Origin of the sequence: Pseudomonas sp. NFX1 (genome assembly GCF_051123555.1) — a bacterium.
Taxonomy (GTDB): Bacteria; Pseudomonadota; Gammaproteobacteria; order Pseudomonadales; family Pseudomonadaceae; genus Aquipseudomonas; species Aquipseudomonas capeferrum.
In genome coordinates this window covers 5,073,444-5,089,063 of sequence record NZ_CP169366.1, presented here as the reverse complement: position 1 = coordinate 5,089,063, position 15,620 = coordinate 5,073,444, and the positions used below count along the sequence as shown (strand labels likewise).

Annotated in this window: 14 protein-coding genes and 1 pseudogene; 8 read left to right on the top strand and 7 right to left on the bottom strand. The window is 63.5% G+C overall.

Features of this window, described 5'->3' with window-relative positions; genetic code table 11:
• Position 1 precedes the first annotated feature (1 nt).
• From DJ563_RS22895 to DJ563_RS22860, 8 genes and pseudogenes are all read left to right on the top strand, one after another.
• Positions 2-337, top strand: coding sequence for a phosphoribosyl-ATP diphosphatase (locus DJ563_RS22895; RefSeq protein ID WP_274097408.1), 336 nt, complete (start codon positions 2-4; stop codon positions 335-337).
• A 25-nt stretch (positions 338-362) separates the two neighbouring features.
• Positions 363-635 carry a twin-arginine translocase TatA/TatE family subunit gene (locus DJ563_RS22890; protein ID WP_033701936.1) on the top strand — a complete coding sequence of 91 codons (273 nt, stop codon included), beginning with the start codon at positions 363-365 and terminating at the stop codon, positions 633-635.
• A gap of 3 nt (positions 636-638) precedes the next feature.
• Positions 639-1,016, top strand: coding sequence for a Sec-independent protein translocase protein TatB (gene tatB / locus DJ563_RS22885; RefSeq protein ID WP_274097409.1), 378 nt, complete (start codon positions 639-641; stop codon positions 1,014-1,016).
• Positions 1,013-1,801 (top strand): twin-arginine translocase subunit TatC, encoded by a 789-nt coding sequence (tatC, locus tag DJ563_RS22880; RefSeq protein WP_033701938.1) that lies wholly within the window; start codon positions 1,013-1,015, stop codon positions 1,799-1,801. The genes tatB and tatC overlap by 4 nt, the downstream gene beginning before the upstream one ends.
• Positions 1,798-2,505, top strand: coding sequence for a 16S rRNA (uracil(1498)-N(3))-methyltransferase (locus tag DJ563_RS22875; protein WP_033701939.1), 708 nt, complete (start codon positions 1,798-1,800; stop codon positions 2,503-2,505). Before tatC ends, DJ563_RS22875 begins: the two co-directional genes overlap by 4 nt.
• A gap of 101 nt (positions 2,506-2,606) precedes the next feature.
• A complete protein-coding gene (locus DJ563_RS22870; RefSeq protein ID WP_274097410.1) occupies positions 2,607-4,523 on the top strand; it encodes a methyl-accepting chemotaxis protein in 1,917 nt (638 codons plus the stop codon).
• Between the two features lie 297 nt (positions 4,524-4,820).
• Positions 4,821-5,909: pseudogene (locus DJ563_RS22865) on the top strand (methyl-accepting chemotaxis protein); the annotation flags it as partial.
• Positions 5,892-6,764 (top strand): methyl-accepting chemotaxis protein, encoded by an 873-nt coding sequence (locus DJ563_RS22860; protein WP_434519742.1) that lies wholly within the window; start codon positions 5,892-5,894, stop codon positions 6,762-6,764. The pseudogene DJ563_RS22865 and the gene DJ563_RS22860, both read left to right, overlap by 18 nt.
• A 32-nt stretch (positions 6,765-6,796) precedes the next feature.
• On the opposite strand, the gene DJ563_RS22855 is transcribed toward DJ563_RS22860, so the two are convergent.
• From DJ563_RS22855 to pip, 7 genes are all read right to left on the bottom strand, one after another.
• Positions 6,797-7,531, bottom strand: a complete 735-nt coding sequence (locus tag DJ563_RS22855) for an amino acid ABC transporter ATP-binding protein (protein WP_434519741.1) — start codon at positions 7,529-7,531, stop codon at positions 6,797-6,799.
• Positions 7,524-8,486 carry an amino acid ABC transporter permease gene (locus DJ563_RS22850; RefSeq protein WP_274097412.1) on the bottom strand — a complete coding sequence of 321 codons (963 nt, stop codon included), beginning with the start codon at positions 8,484-8,486 and terminating at the stop codon, positions 7,524-7,526. Before DJ563_RS22850 ends, DJ563_RS22855 begins: the two co-directional genes overlap by 8 nt.
• Before the next feature lie 111 nt (positions 8,487-8,597).
• Positions 8,598-9,395, bottom strand: coding sequence for a transporter substrate-binding domain-containing protein (locus DJ563_RS22845; RefSeq protein WP_033702583.1), 798 nt, complete (start codon positions 9,393-9,395; stop codon positions 8,598-8,600).
• A 256-nt stretch (positions 9,396-9,651) separates the two neighbouring features.
• Positions 9,652-12,225 carry a glucans biosynthesis glucosyltransferase MdoH gene (mdoH, locus tag DJ563_RS22840; protein ID WP_434518381.1) on the bottom strand — a complete coding sequence of 858 codons (2,574 nt, stop codon included), beginning with the start codon at positions 12,223-12,225 and terminating at the stop codon, positions 9,652-9,654.
• Positions 12,218-13,942: a glucan biosynthesis protein G gene (locus DJ563_RS22835; protein ID WP_274097414.1), complete on the bottom strand. Its 1,725-nt coding sequence runs from the start codon at positions 13,940-13,942 to the stop codon at positions 12,218-12,220. The genes mdoH and DJ563_RS22835 overlap by 8 nt, the downstream gene beginning before the upstream one ends.
• Positions 13,943-14,205: 263 nt before the next feature.
• Positions 14,206-14,643 carry a D-aminoacyl-tRNA deacylase gene (dtd, locus tag DJ563_RS22830; protein WP_434518380.1) on the bottom strand — a complete coding sequence of 146 codons (438 nt, stop codon included), beginning with the start codon at positions 14,641-14,643 and terminating at the stop codon, positions 14,206-14,208.
• Positions 14,640-15,611, bottom strand: a complete 972-nt coding sequence (pip, locus tag DJ563_RS22825; protein WP_033701946.1) for a prolyl aminopeptidase — start codon at positions 15,609-15,611, stop codon at positions 14,640-14,642. Before pip ends, dtd begins: the two co-directional genes overlap by 4 nt.
• Between the last annotated feature and the right edge of the window lie 9 nt (positions 15,612-15,620).

Here is a 15,620-nt window from a genome sequence, read left to right as displayed (position 1 = left end):
CATGAGCGACACCCTCAACCGCCTGGCCGAAGTGCTTGAACAACGCAAGCACGCGGCGCCCGACAGCTCCTACGTGGCAAGCCTGCATCACAAGGGCCTGAACAAGATCCTCGAGAAGCTCGGCGAAGAGTCCGTCGAGACGATCATTGCCGCCAAGGATGCTGCGATCAGCAAGGATTACAGCGATGTCATCTATGAAACCGCCGACCTGTGGTTTCATAGCATGGTGATGCTCAGCGCGTTGGGGCAGCATCCACAGGCCGTGCTTGATGAACTGGAGCGCCGTTTCGGGCTCTCCGGGCATGACGAGAAGGCTGCGCGTCAACCTTCCGCCTGACTGAATAGAATTCTAGGAGAGCAACATGGGTATCTTTGACTGGAAACACTGGATTGTACTGCTGGTGGTGGTGGTGCTGGTGTTCGGCACCAAGAAGCTGAAAAACTTCGGCAGCGACCTCGGCGAGTCGATCAAGGGCTTTCGCAAGGCCATGAGCGACGAAGAGAACAAGCCGGCCGAGCAGACGCCGCCGCCTGCACAGCCCGTTCCGCCGGTGCAGAACACTGCCCAGCAGGCCCAGGGCCACACCATCGAGGGCCAGGCCCAGCCGGTCCAAGAGCCACAGCGGAAAGACTGACCCATGTTCGGCATCAGTTTCAGTGAGCTGCTGCTCGTAGGCCTCGTCGCCCTGCTGGTGCTCGGCCCCGAGCGCCTGCCCGGCGCCGCGCGTACGGCCGGGCTGTGGATCGGGCGTCTCAAGCGCAGCTTCAACAGCATCAAGATGGAAGTCGAGCGCGAGATCGGCGCCGACGATATCCGTCGGCAACTGCACAACGAGCACATCCTGCACATGGAAGAGGAAGCCCGGCGCATCCTCAACCCGCAGACGCCAACGGTGCAGCCACCGGTCACCACGGCCACAGTGCAGCCTCCCGCAGGGCTCGAAGCTACGCCAGACGCCACGCCTGCCGCCCCGGCCGCACCCTCTGAACCGCCACAACCGCCGCGAGCCCCATGAGCGAAAATCCGGAACACGACCAGCCCATGCCGCTGGTCTCGCACCTGACCGAACTGCGCACCCGCCTGCTGCGTTGTGTCGCCGTCATCTTCCTGATCTTTGCCGGGTTGTTCTCCTTCGCCCAGCAGATCTACACCCTGGTCTCGGCGCCGCTGCGCGACCACCTGCCGGCCAATGCGACGATGATCGCCACCGACGTGGCCTCGCCGTTCCTCACGCCGTTCAAGTTGACCATGATCGTGTCGTTGTTCCTGGCGATCCCGTTCATTCTTCAACAGATCTGGGGCTTCATCGCACCCGGGCTGTATCGCCATGAAAAACGCATTGCCATTCCGCTGCTGGTGTCGAGCATCTTCCTGTTCTACGCCGGCATGGCCTTTGCCTATTTCCTGGTGTTCCCACTAATTTTCGGCTTCTTCGCCAGCGCCACACCGGAAGGCGTGTCGATGATGACCGACATCGCCAGCTACCTCGACTTCGTCATGACCCTGTTCTTCGCCTTTGGCGTTGCCTTCGAGATCCCGGTGGCCGTGGTGTTGCTGGTGTGGATCGGCGTGGTCGACGTGAAGTACCTGAAGAAGGTTCGCCCTTACGTGATCATCGGCTGCTTCGTGGTCGGCATGGTCCTGACCCCACCGGATATCTTCTCCCAGACCTTGCTGGCAGTGCCCATGTGGCTGTTGTTCGAGGTCGGTGTGCTGTGTGGCAGCCTGATCCGCAAGCGCAGCGAGCACGATGAAGCCGCGAACGATCACAACGACCAACCCCCTGCGACTCAACCGTGAACCTGCTGTTACTCGAACAAGCCGATTTCATCGCGGCCGACCGCGTGGTCCTGGCCGACCGGCGTTTCACCCACATGCAGGAGATTCACCGGGTGGCGGTGGGCGATAGCCTGCGCGTCGGGCAGGTCAACGGGTTGATGGGGCGCGCCACGGTGGTGCGCCTGGAAGGCCACGAAGCGGAACTGCAAGTGGGCTTCGACCAGCCGCCACCGGCCAAGCTGCCGCTGACCCTGGTGCTGGCGGTGCCGCGGCCGAAAATGCTACGCCGGCTGTTCCAGACCGTCGCCACCCTGGGTGTCGAGCGCCTGATCCTGGTGAACAGCTACAAGGTCGAAAAGAGTTTCTGGCAAACGCCTTTCCTTAACCCCGAAAGCATTCGCGAAAACCTCATCCTGGGCCTGGAGCAGGCCCGCGACACAGTGTTGCCCGAGGTGATCATCGAGAAGCGCTTCAAGCCGTTCGTCGAAGACCGCCTGCCGGCCATCGCCGAAGGCACCCTGGGCCTGGTGGGCCACCCCGGCCCCTACCCTGCCTGCCCGCGGGCCGTCGAGCAAGCGGTGACCCTGGCCATCGGCCCGGAGGGTGGCTGGATCCCCTATGAAGTCGAGCTGCTGGGCAAGGCTGGCCTTGCGCCCGTGCAGCTGGGTGAGCGCATCCTGCGCGTGGAAACTGCCGTAATCGCGCTGTTATCGCGTATTTTCTGACGTAATCGTCAGGCTTTTCACCCATCAAGTTTCTCTCTCCCAGGCCGATGCCTTGGCAACACAATAATTAACCGTGCTGCCAAGTTACCGGGGAGTCGAACATGTACCGATGGTTAGCCCACGTGCTGGGAAATGTAAGCGTCAATCGCAAGCTGGGGCTGGGCTTCGGCCTGGTACTGCTACTGACCCTGGCCATTACCCTGACCGGCTGGCACGGCCTGGACAGCGTCATCGACCGCGGCGACAAGCTGGGTAATATTTCGGTGATCCAGCAATACACCCAGGAACTGCGCATCGCCCGCCAGCATTACCAGCGCGACCGCAATGACGCCGCTGTGGCCGAGCTGGAAAAGGCCCTGGCCAATCTTGATCGCCAGGTGCAACTGATGCTGGGCCAGATCGAACTCCCCGCCGACCGCCAGCGCCTCGAACAGCAGCGCGAGGCCGTGCGCATCTATCAACAAGCGTTCAACGACCTGAAACAGGCTGGCCAACGCCGCGAAGCCAGCCGTGCCGTGCTTGGCGACAGCGCCGACAAGGCCGTCGAGCTGGTCGGCCGGGTCCAGCGGGGCCTGCTGCAGGGCGGTGATATCAGCCAATACCAGTATGCGGTGGACGTCAGCGCACTGCTGCAACAAGCGCGCTTCCAGGTCCGTGGCTATACCTACAGCGGCGACGCGCAGTATCAGCAGACCGCACTGAAGGCCATCGACCAGGCCCTGGCCGAACTCAAGGCGCTGCCGGCCAAGGTGCCCGCCGAACATGCCGCCAGCCTCGACGATGCCGCCACCGCCCTGGCCGGCTACCGTGACGCGGTCAACCAGTTCGGCAGTGCGCAGGCTGCCAGCGAGCAGGCACTGCAACACATGGCCGACCAAGGCTCGGTGCTGCTGCAGACCAGCCAGACGATGACCACCTCACAGACGGCAGTGCGCAACGCCGGTGCCAGCCAGGCCAAGACCCTGCTCGCCGCCGCCACCGCCCTGGCGCTGGCGCTGGGCCTGCTGGCGGCCTGGGCCATCACCCGGCAGATCATCATCCCGCTGCGCCAGACCCTGAGCGCTGCCGAGCGCGTGGCCAGCGGCGACCTGAGCCAGGACTTGCCGGTACAACGCCGCGACGAACTGGGCCAGTTGCAGGCCAGCATGCAGCGCATGACCCAAGGCCTGCGTGAGTTGATCGGCGGCATCGGCGACGGTGTCACGCAGATCGCCAGCGCCGCCGAGGAACTGTCGGCGGTGACCGAGCAGACCAGCGCCGGGGTCAACAACCAGAAGGTCGAGACCGACCAGGTGGCGACGGCCATGAACCAGATGACTGCCACCGTGCACGAGGTGGCGCGCAACGCCGAACAGGCCTCGGAAGCCGCGTTGATGGCCGACCAACAAGCCCGCGAGGGTGATCGGGTGGTGGGTGAGGCGGTGGCCCAGATTGAGCGCCTGGCCTCTGAGGTGGCCAACTCCAGCGAAGCGATGAACCAGCTCAAGGCCGAGAGCGACAAGATCGGCAGCGTGCTCGATGTGATCAAGTCGGTGGCCCAGCAGACCAACCTGCTGGCCCTCAACGCGGCGATCGAGGCAGCACGGGCCGGCGAGGCCGGGCGTGGCTTTGCCGTAGTCGCCGACGAAGTGCGCAGCCTGGCCCAGCGTACGCAGCAGTCGACCGAAGAAATCGAAGAACTGATTGCCGGCCTGCAAAGCGGCACGCAACGCGTGGCCAGCGTGATGGACAACAGCCGCCAGCTGACCGACAGCAGTGTCGAACTGACCCGCCGCGCCGGGGGCTCTCTGGAGACCATCACCCGTACCGTGTCGTCGATCCAGGCGATGAACCAGCAGATTGCCACGGCGGCGGAAGAACAGAGCGCGGTGGCCGAGGAGATCAACCGCAGCGTGATGAATGTGCGGGATATCTCCGATCAGACCTCGGCGGCCAGTGAAGAAACGGCCAGCTCCAGTGTGGAACTGGCGCGGTTGGGCACGCACCTGCAAGGGCTGGTAGGGCGTTTCAGGCTCTGATCATGCACGGCCTGCGGGCTTTGTGTAGGAGCGGCCTTGCGTCGCGAACGGGGCGCGTAGCGCCCCCAGCACTCTCTGCGGCGAAGCTGAAAAACCAGGGCCGCTACGCAGCCCGTTCGCGACGCAAGGCCGCTCCTACACAAGCGTCGCGGCGGGCCCCGCAGAAATTCATACAGTCTTTGCTGAATTTTCCTACGGGATTATCAGGTCAAGTCCTACGCCTCCGCTGCCGATGGGCAGGGGTGTCATGCCGGCATTGCGTCGGCATGCCCTCTCTCAAACGGACGGAGAATCATCATGCTCGGTTACCTCAACCGCAGGCTCGGCAACGTCAGTGTCGGTGCCAAGCTTGCCCTCGGCTTCGCCGTGGTCTTGCTGCTTACCCTGGCCACCACCCTCAGCGGCTGGCGCGCGCTGGATGGCGCCATCATCCGCTCGGAACAACTCAGTGAAATCGGCCTGATCAACGACCTGGTCAAGGACCTGCGCGCAGAGCGCATCACCTATCGCGTACTAAGCGACGATGCCAGCAAGTCGCGCATCGTGCGCATCCTCGATCAACTCGAAGGCATGCTGACCACCCTGCAGCAACGCAGCAACGTCGATGAATCACGCCAGATGCTCACCCACAAGCTGCAACTATTGCAGCGCCTGCGCGACGACTTCGCCGAACTGCAGCGCACGGTCACCCAGCGGCACGCGCTGCGCGAGGCCATGCAGGCGCAGGAGCAGAAACTCAACGACGTCATCGACGAACTACAGACCCAGGCCTTGCTGAAGATGCCTGCCGACAGCCAGCAAAGCGGCGTGCTGGGCCTGATGGATACCCTCAGCCGTCACGTCGACGGTGCCAACCAGCAGAGCCTGGTACCCGCTTATACCTTCTCGCCCGTCGAGGGTTTCGCCAAGGTCGGCGATGGCGCACTGAACGCCGCTGACAACAGCCTTGGCCAGTTGCTCAAGGGCCTTGAGCCCCTGGGCCTGCCACGCACGCTGACGGAACTGCCCGGCGTCGAGTTGGCCAAGTACCGCACCAGCCTGGATCAGTACCGCCGCGCCGCCGTACGGGTCGAGCAGTTGCAAGGCAACATGGAAAAGATGGGCGATGAGTTGAGCGCCGTCAGCGTGGAACTGGGCGAGCGCAAGGTCGAGCAACGCGACAGCGAGGCCCTGGCAGCCCGCTCGTTGCTGACCAGCGTGGCCATGCTGGCGCTGGTGGTGGGGGTGATCGCCGGCTGGCTGATCACCCTGCAGATTACCCAGCCGCTGCGCCAGACACTGGCCGTGGCCGCGCGTATCAGCAAGGGCGACCTGAGTCAGGTCGAGCCGGTGCTGCGCCGTGACGAGATGGGCCAATTGCAGTCCAGCATGCGCGACATGACCTTGAGCCTGCGCGAGCTGATTGGCGGCATCGACCAAGGTGTCGGCCACCTGCCACAGGCGGCCTCGCAACTGGCCGCCAGCAGTGAGGACACCAAGCTGCGTATCAGCCAGCAACGCGAGGAAACCGATCAGGTGGCCACCGCCATGAACCAGATGAGCGCGACCGTGCAAGAGGTGGCGCAGAACGCCGAACAGGCATCGCTGGCCGCAACCAATGCCGACCAGCAGGCACAGGTGGGCGATCAGGTGGTGGCCGAAGCCATCAGCCGCATCGAGCAACTGGCCGGGCAGATGGACGATTGCCTGGCAGCCATGCAGCATCTGGCGGGCGAAAGCCAGCGCATCGGCAGCATCCTCGATGTGATCAAGTCGGTGTCCGAACAAACCAACCTGCTGGCCTTGAACGCGGCGATCGAGGCCGCCCGGGCCGGTGAAGCCGGGCGTGGTTTTGCGGTGGTCGCCGATGAGGTACGCGGGCTGGCGCAACGGACCCAGCAGTCGACCGAGGAGATCGAACAACTGATCGACAGCCTGCACAGCGGCACAGACGAGGTCACGCACCTGCTCGACAACAGCAAGCGCCTGACCGAGCAGAGTGTCGAGCTGAGCCGCAAGGCAGGGCATGCGCTGGGGCAGATTACCGATACGGTGTCGAGCATCCAGGGCATGAACCAGCAGATCGCCACGGCCAGCGAAGAGCAGAGCGTGGTGGCCGAGCAGATCAACCGCAGTGTGCTGAATGTGCGCGATGTGTCGGACCAGACCAGTGCGGCCAGTGAACAGACGGCGGCTTCGAGTGGCGAGCTGGAGCAACTGGGGCGGCAGTTGCGGGGGATGGTCGGGCGGTTCAGCCTGTGAGATTGCCGGGGGCGCAATGCGCCCCCAAGCGGTTACAGCACCTGGCGCAAGAACGCCTGCGCCCGGGGGTCCTTCGGCGTATCAAAGAACTGCGCCGGCGAGGCATCTTCCAGCAACTTGCCATGGTCGAAGAACAGCACCCGGTCAGCCACTTCCCGGGCAAAGCCCATCTCGTGGGTAACGCAGACCATGGTCATGCCTTCCTGGGCCAGGGTCTTCATCACATCCAGCACTTCGCCGACCATTTCCGGGTCGAGCGCCGAGGTCGGTTCGTCGAACAGCATCACCTTCGGCTCCATGGCCAAGGCACGGGCAATCGCCACGCGCTGCTGCTGGCCGCCGGACAACCGCGACGGGTACTCGTTGGCCTTCTGCGCGATACCGACCTTCTCCAGCAGCGCCCGGGCCTTGGCCTCACGCTCGGCCTTGCCGCGCTTGCGCACCACCTTCTGCGCCAGGCACAGGTTCTCCAGCACGGTCATGTGCGGGAACAGGTTGAAATGCTGGAACACCATGCCGACTTCGCGGCGGTAGGCGTTGATGTCGGTCTTCGGGTCGGCCAGTTGCAGGCCGTTGATGGCCACATGGCCTTCGTCGAAATGCTCCAGGCCGTTGAGGCAGCGCAGGAAGGTCGACTTGCCCGAACCCGACGGGCCAAGCACCACCACCACTTCGGCCTTGGCCACACGCGTGGTGACATTGTCTACCGCGCGAACCACTTGGCCGCGGGTGTCGAAGACTTTTACCAGATCACGGACTTCAATCACTTTGCGCAAGCCTCCGCTCAAGCCGGCTGGCCAGGTGCGACAGCGGCAGGTTGATCAGCAGGTACAGGCCTGCCACGCAGAACCAGATCTCGAAGGTCGAGAACGAGGTGGTGATGGCCTCGCGGCCGCTCTTGGTCAGTTCGGTGATGGCGATCACCGAGACCAGCGAGGTGTCCTTGACCAGGCTGATGAACTGGCCGGCCAACGGCGGCAGCACGCGTTTGAAGGCCTGGGGCAGGATCACATGGCGCATCGACTGGCTGGCATTCAAGCCCAGCGAGCGGGCCGCCTCGTTCTGGCCTCGGGCGATCGACTGCACACCGGCGCGGACGATCTCGGCCACATAGGCCCCGGTGAACAGCGCCAGCGCCGCAACCCCGGCGAACTCGCGGGACAGGTTGAGCACGGTGCCGATGAAGAAATAGAAGATGAAGATCTGTACCAGCAGCGGTGTGCCCCGCACCAGTTCGACGTACACCGTCGACAAGTCACGCAGGGTCGGGTTGTTCGATAACCGGCACAGGCCCGCGAACAGGCCGATCACCAGGCCCAGGGCGCCCGACACCACCGACAACCACAGCGTGGTCCACAGGCCCCACGCCAACGGGCCAGCCGCCCAGTGGCGGGTCACACCGACCTGGTCGCCTTCGGCGACGTCATCGCCACGGCTCAGCAGCAGGCTGTTGCTGTCCACATCGAGCACCTGCTCGGCGCCGTCTTCGCCCTTGAGCGAGACGCGGGCGGTGTCACCGGTTATGACGATGTCCTGCACGGTGCCATTGCTGGCGGCGCGCTGGGCGTCTTCGGCCTGGTAGGCAAAATACTGAGGGACGCGGTTCCAGCGCCATTCATAGGACATCAATGAGGTGGCCAGATACAGACTGACCGCCAGGCCAACCAGCACCAGCGCAGTCAGCGCGTGCCAGGGCCACTGGGCTTTCTTGTGTTTGATCACGGGGTTACTCCAGAAAGCGGCAAGCCGCAAGCTACAAGCTGCAAGGAAAACCAGACCGCGTATTGGCCCACCTCCTCTTGCAGCTTGCAGCTTGCGGCTTGAAGCTACTTCTTATTCCATTTCCTTCAGCCAGTCCTTGTTCTTGAACCACTTGTCGTGGATACGATCGTAGGTCCCGTCATGCTTGATCTGGTGCAGGAAGTTGTTGATGAAGTTGATGCTGTCGTAGTCGCCTTTCTTCAGGCCGAATGCCAGCGGCTCGTAGGTGAAGGGTTCTTCGAGGAACAGCAGCTTGCCAGCGCCGGCCTTCTCCACCGCCACCACGTTGTAGGGTGCATCGTAGACGAAGGCGTCGGCCTTGCCGTTGACCACGTCCATCACCGCTTCCTGCTCGTTGTCATAGCCGTGGTACTTGGCTTTGGCGATCAGCTTCTTGGAAACCATCTCGCCGGTGGTGCCGAGCTTGGAGGTGATGCGGTACTTCTCGTTGTTCAGGTCTTTGTAGGTCTTGATCTCGCCCGCCAGGTCCTTGCGGATCAGCAGGGTCTGGCCGACCACAATGAAGGGTTCGCTGAAGTTCAGGCGCAGGTTACGTTCCTGGGTCAGGGTCATGCCGCTGCCGATCATGTCGAACTTGTTGGTCAGCAGGGCCGGGATGATGCCGTCATAGGCGGTGGAGACGGTCTCCAGCTTGACGCCCATGGACTTGGCCATGGCTTTGAGGATATCGACCTCGAAGCCGATGATCTCGCCACGCTTGTTGGTCATCTGGAACGGCATGTAGGTTGGGTCCATGCCCACTTTCAGGGTGCCGCGCTTGACCGCGTCTTCGATGGCGCCAGCCTGGGCTGCCGAGACGGCGACCAGGGCGGTAACACCGACCAGCAGTCGCGAAAGGTATTTCTTGATCATCACCAAGTCCCCTAGCAAGAAAAGAAGCAAATCTTATTGTTGGCACGGCCGTACTGGCCGAAGCGTCTATCGGAGAGGGATGCTAACGCATGGCGGCTCAGGGACCTAGAGCCGGGGGGGACTTTGTTGGCCAAAATCGATTGCATGGCCGGTCTGAAGCTTCGCGGGGCAAGCCCGCTCCCACAGGGACAGCACAGCATTGAAGAACTGTGAAGTCGCAGTGGGAGCGGGCTTGCCCCGCGAATGCTATGGATCAGGCGCCGACGAGTGCCGGCTGGCCTTCATTCTCCGGGTGCAACGGCAACAACGGCGAATGCGGGTCGTTGTTGATCGAAGCACGCCATACATCGATCCAGGCAGCCTTGTGCTCGGCCCAGACCCGATCATGCAGGCGGGCCAAGGCAACCGGGTCGCTCAGCAAGGCCAGGCGGGTATTCAGGTCCAGTCCCTGCGGCCCCACCTCCAGCGCCTTGGCCACACGCTCGGCACGCAGCGTTTCGATGGGTGCAGCCTGCCCGTGGCGAGCCGTCGCCATGGCGCAGGCCAGGGCATTCTGCCGCGGGTCGACCACTGCCCGCACAAAACCGTCGTGCAGGGCATGCCAGCGGTTCTCGTGGGTGTACTGGTCAGTCGCCAGCAGCTCCTGCGGCGTTGCGTATTCCTCAGGAATCAGGAACAGCTTCTCGTCCTTGGCCGCCAGGCCCAGGCGGGTGCGGCTGGAGATCACCGACACCGGGATCGACAGCACCAGCGAACCCACGATCGGTGCCAACCACCACAGGAAGCTCGGGTTCAGCCAGGCCACCAGCGCTGCCCAGGCAAAGCCCAGCAGGGTCTGCGGGCCATGGCGGCGCACGGCCTCGCTCCACGGCGTGGAGTCGTCGTCACGCTGCGGCGAATTCCAGGTCGCGGCCCAGCCAAGGAACGCGGCCAGCACGAAGCGGGTGTGGAAGATCATCCGTACCGGCGCGAGCAGCATGGAGAACAGCATCTCCATCAGCATCGACAGGGTGACCTTGATACGCCCGCCGAACTCGGTGGCGCCCTTGGCCCAGATCAGGATGATGCTCAGCAGCTTGGGCAGGAACAGCAACACGATGGTGGTGGAGAACAGCGCAACGGCTTTTTCCGGATGCCACTGCGGCCACAGCGGGTAAAGCTGGTACGGCTCGATGAAGTACTGCGGCTCCATCAGCGTGTTGGTCGCCAGCAGCGCGGTCGACAGCACCAGGAAGAAGAACCACAACGGTGCCGACAGGTACGACATCACGCCGGTGAGGAACACCGCACGGTGCACCGGGTGCATGCCCTTGACCAGGAACAGGCGGAAGTTCATCAGGTTGCCGTGGCACCAGCGGCGGTCACGCTTGAGCTCGTCGAGCAGGTTCGGCGGCAACTCTTCGTAACTGCCCGGCAGGTCGTAGGCGATCCACACGCCCCAGCCGGCGCGGCGCATCAGCGCGGCTTCGACGAAGTCGTGGGAGAGGATGGCGCCGGCGAAGGCGCCCTTGCCCGGCAACGGCGCCAGGGCGCAGTGCTCGATGAACGGCTTCATGCGGATGATCGCGTTGTGGCCCCAGTAGTGCGACTCGCCCAGCTGCCAGAAGTGCAGGCCGGCGGTGAACAGCGGGCCGTACACACGGGTGGCGAACTGCTGCATGCGCGCATACAGGGTGTCCATGCCCGAGGCCTTGGGCGCGGTCTGGATGATGCCGGCGTCCGGGTTGGCCTCCATCAGGCGCACCAGGCTGCTCAGGCACTCGCCGCTCATGACGCTGTCGGCGTCGAGCACGACCATGTACTTGTACTCGCCGCCCCAGCGACGGCAGAAGTCGTCGAGGTTGCCGCTCTTGCGCTTCACCCGACGCCGACGGCGGCGGTAGAAGATGCGGCCGAAGCCCTTGGTTTCGCGGCACACGTCCAGCCAGGCCTGTTGCTCGGCGACGGCAATGTCGGTGTCGTTGGTGTCGCTGAGCACGAAGAAGTCGAAACGATCGAGGTTGCCGCTGGCGGCTACCGATTCGAACGTTGCCCTCAGGCCTGCGAACACCCGCGGCACATCTTCGTTGCAGATGGGCATGACCAGCGCGGTACGTGCCTCGGGCGCGATCGGCTCGCTGCCGGCACTGCTGCCGGAAATACGGTACTTGTCGCGCCCGGTGAGCAGCTCAAGGAAGCCCATCAGCGCCGTCCAGAAGCCCGCCGACACCCAACAGAACAGGATGCCGAAGAGAATCAGGATGGAGGTCTGCAGGGCATACGGCCACACCTGCACGACGGTTTCCCACAGCGACTGGTTGACGATCTCGTCGAGGTCGACGAACGACCAGCCCTGATACGGCAGGATGCCCTTCATGTACCAGCCGGCGACGATGGTCTGGCCGATCATCAGGGTCAGCAGGATATAGCGGCGGATCGAACCAACCGTGCGCCAGCGGGCCTTGGGCAGCTCGCGCTGCTCTGGCTGCGGCGCGTTGGTGCGCCCGGTCATGCGCCGCCACATGCGGATCAGCACGTTGGTGCGCCATGGCTCGGGCACCACACGGGTGCGCTTGATCGGCGGTGCGATTTTCAGGCACAGCCGACCGCTGCCGTCGACGCCGAGCATTTCGGCCTCTTCAAGCTCGGCGGCGCTGCCCACGGTCAGCCGCGGGCCCACCGAAGCCTGCACGGCCTCGGCGGCGTTGACGGCCGGGTTGGCCGCCAGGCGTTGGTGCAGCTCACCGAACGAGGTGCAGCTGGCGAGTTCCGCGCGCTGCTCATCGCTCAGTGGGAGGTGGGCCAGGTATTCGCCAAGCGATTCCGGCCTTGCGCTTGAGTTACTCATCGGCAGGCAACTGATAGCTCCAGGTCTCGGTCAGCACTTGTTCGGTGGTGGCCGGGGTCCCGTTGGTGGACGCCGCGTCGGCGGCAGGTTGTTCGGCCTTGGCGTTTTTCTCGGCCTTGGCATGCTTGGCAGCGGCCTTGTCCTGCTTGGCGTCCTTGGTCGCAGGCTTGGCGGGTTCGACAGGCACGTCGCGAACCAGCGCAGCGCGCATTTCCGTCGATTTGTTGGCTTCCTTGACCTTCAGCCGCAGGGTCAGGCGCCAGCCCTTGCTCTCTGGGTTATAGCGCAGGTTGTTCTCGACCACCTCGGCATTGTCGCCGACGCTGATCTGGCTACGTACTGCGGTGTCTTCCGGCAGGGCGGCCAGGTTGGCGCCAGCGAAGTCGACGATGAACGCCACGCTGCCGTCAGGCTGACGAATCAGGTTGGACTGTTTGACGTCGCCGGTGGAGCGCAGGGTCTGGGTGACCGATGCCAGGTCCTGGGCCTGGAACTGGGCCTCGTCGATGGTCCAGTGCAGGCGGTAGTCGTACTCGAACGGCTTGCCTGGCTCTGGCAGGGCCTCGGGGCTCCAGAACGCCACGATGTTGTCGTTGGTCTCGTCGGCGGTCGGGATTTCAACCAGGTCGACGGTGCCCTTGCCCCAGTCGCCCTTGGGCTCGATCCAGGCGCTTGGACGCTTCTGGTAGTTGTCGTCGAGGTCTTCGTAGTCCTTGAAGTCGCGATGACGCTGCATCAGGCCGAAACCACGCGGGTTTTCGACGCTGAAGTTGCTGACAGCCAAGTGTTTCGGGTTGTTCAGCGGGCGCCACAGCCACTCGCCGTTGCCGGCATGGATCGACAGGCCTTCGGAGTCGTGCAGGGCGGGGCGGAAGTTCATGACCTTGGACGGCTGGTTAGGGCCGAACAGGTACATGCTGGTGAGCGGCGCGATGCCCAAGCGGCTGACGTGGTCACGCAGGTAGACCCGCGACTTGACGTCGACCACGGTGTCGCTGCCCGGACGCAGGGTCAGTTTGTAGGCACCGGTGGAGCGCGGCGAGTCCAGCAGGGCATAGATCACCAGGTGCTTGTCGGCAGGCTTTGGCTTCTCGACCCAGAACTCGGTGAACCGCGGGAACTCTTCACCCGACGGCAGCGCGGTGTCGATGGCCAGGCCACGGGCCGACAGGCCATACACATGGCCCTTGCCGACCACGCGGAAGTAGCTGGCGCCAAGCAGGGTCATGATCTCGTCCTGCTTGTCGGCCTTGTTGATCGGGTAAAGCACGCGGAACCCGGCATAGCCCAGGTTCTTGGTGGTTTCCGGGTCGTGCGGCACGTCACCGAACTCGAAACGGCTCGGGTCGTACTTGATTTCCTCGACCTTGGAGGCGGTGACTTCGTTGATTTTCACAGGGGTGTCGAAATGCATGCCCTGGTGATAGAAGGACAGCTTGAAGGGGGTCTTGTCCTTGGCCCACTCGGCCTTTTCCTGCAGGAAGTGAATCTTCTGGTAGTCGGCGAACTTCATGTCGCGGAAGACTGCCGGCAGATTGCTCTTCGGTGCTTCGTACTTCTGGCCGGCCAGATCCTTTGCCTTGGCTGCAACATCGTCAAGATTGAATGCCCACAGCTGGCCCGCGCTCATCAGGCCGACCAGTGCCACGCTGGCCATCAGGGCCTTGCGTAGCCGAATGCCGGGGATTCTTGATGCTTTATGGGGACTAACAATCACGAGCAACCCTCGCCGAAAACAGATCATGAAACCAACGGCCAGCTACAAATGCCGGGTTGGCGAGCACTGTTCGGACCCCGTAAGGGCGCAATGATTCCCCAAACGGATCCAGACAATACTCGAGTCAGAGTGAAACGAACCTGCGAACGCAGGTCCATGCAGCGCGCGATTATCCAGCAGGTCGCGTGACAACGCATCAGGCTGGACTAACTATTTATCGTACAAAACCCCTTGTTTTCCTACAAACAAGGGGTTTTTTAGCCTCACATTTGTAACATAAATGTTACGGGGCCATCATTGACCAGATGCACCTGCATGTCCGCGCCGAATCGCCCACTCGCCACATCGGCGTGCTTGCCCTTCGCCTGCTCTAAAAGATAGTCGAACAGCTCGGCGCCGAGGGCCGGCGGTGCCGCCGTCGAGAAGCTCGGCCGCATGCCGTTGCGGGTATCTGCCGCCAGCGTGAACTGGGACACCAGCAACAAGCCGCCGCCGACATCCTTGAGCGACAGGTTCATTTTGCCCTGCTCATCGCTGAACACCCGATAGTTAAGCAGCTTGTGCAGCAGCTTATCGGCCGATTCGCGGGAATCTTCAGGCTCGACCGCCACCAGCACCAACAGGCCATGGTCGATGGCACCAACGACCTCCCCGGCAACCTCTACCCGTGCGCCACGCACACGCTGTAGCAGCCCCCTCACGCTTCTTCCAGGGGCAGGTCGAGCAGGCGACGGGCCATCTGCTCGGCAGCGCGCACCAGGGCATCGGTGATGCCCGGCTCGGAGGCCGCGTGGCCAGCATCGCGAATGACCTTCAGCTCGCTGTTGGGCCAGGCCTGGTGCAGTGCCCAGGCGTTGTCCAGCGGGCAGATCACATCGTAGCGGCCATGCACGATCACCGCCGGCAGGTGGGCGATCTTCGGCATGTCGCGGATCAGCTGGTCCGGCTTGAGGAAGGCATTGTTCATGAAATAGTGGCATTCGATGCGGGCAATCGACAGCGCGCGCTGCGGCTCGGAGAAGCGGTCGACCACCAGCGGGTTGGGGCGCAGCGTAGCGGTGCGGCCCTCCCAGGTGGACCAGGCCTTGGCGGCGTGCATCTGGGCGATCTGGTCGTTACCGGTCAGGCGCTTGTGGAAGGCCTTGACCAGGTCACCGCGCTCTTCTGGCGGGATCGGTGCAATGTAGTCCTGCCAGTAGTCGGGGAACAGGCGGCTGGCGCCTTCCTGGTAGAACCACTCGATCTCCTGCGGGCGGCACAGGAAGATGCCGCGCAGGATCAGGCCATGCACGCGCTCAGGGTGGGTCTGGGCGTAGGCCAGGGCCAGGGTCGACCCCCACGAACCACCAAACAGCACCCACTTGTCGATGCCCAGATGCTTGCGGATACGCTCCAGGTCCTCGACCAGGTGCCAGGTAGTGTTGTTCTCCAGGCTCGCGTGCGGCGTGGAGCGGCCACAGCCACGCTGGTCGAAGGTGATGATGCGGTACAGGTTGGGGTCGAAGTAGCAACGGCTCTGGGCATCGCAACCGGCACCCGGGCCGCCGTGGATGAACACCACCGGCAGACCTTCAGGCGAGCCGCTTTCATCGACATAAAGCACATGCGGCGCTTCCACGGCCAGATCGTGCCGGGCGTAGGGTTTGATCTGCGGGTAGAGGGTCTGCATTGCGCACTC

Coding starts and splice junctions, on each gene's coding strand:
- mdoH (WP_434518381.1), bottom strand. CDS start 12,225: ATGAGTAACTCAAGCGCAAGGCCGGAATCGCTTGGCGAATACCTGGCC.
- tatB (WP_274097409.1), top strand. CDS start 639: ATGTTCGGCATCAGTTTCAGTGAGCTGCTGCTCGTAGGCCTCGTCGCC.
- tatC (WP_033701938.1), top strand. CDS start 1,013: ATGAGCGAAAATCCGGAACACGACCAGCCCATGCCGCTGGTCTCGCAC.
- DJ563_RS22860 (WP_434519742.1), top strand. CDS start 5,892: ATGCGCGACATGACCTTGAGCCTGCGCGAGCTGATTGGCGGCATCGAC.
- DJ563_RS22890 (WP_033701936.1), top strand. CDS start 363: ATGGGTATCTTTGACTGGAAACACTGGATTGTACTGCTGGTGGTGGTG.
- DJ563_RS22895 (WP_274097408.1), top strand. CDS start 2: ATGAGCGACACCCTCAACCGCCTGGCCGAAGTGCTTGAACAACGCAAG.
- pip (WP_033701946.1), bottom strand. CDS start 15,611: ATGCAGACCCTCTACCCGCAGATCAAACCCTACGCCCGGCACGATCTG.
- DJ563_RS22870 (WP_274097410.1), top strand. CDS start 2,607: ATGTACCGATGGTTAGCCCACGTGCTGGGAAATGTAAGCGTCAATCGC.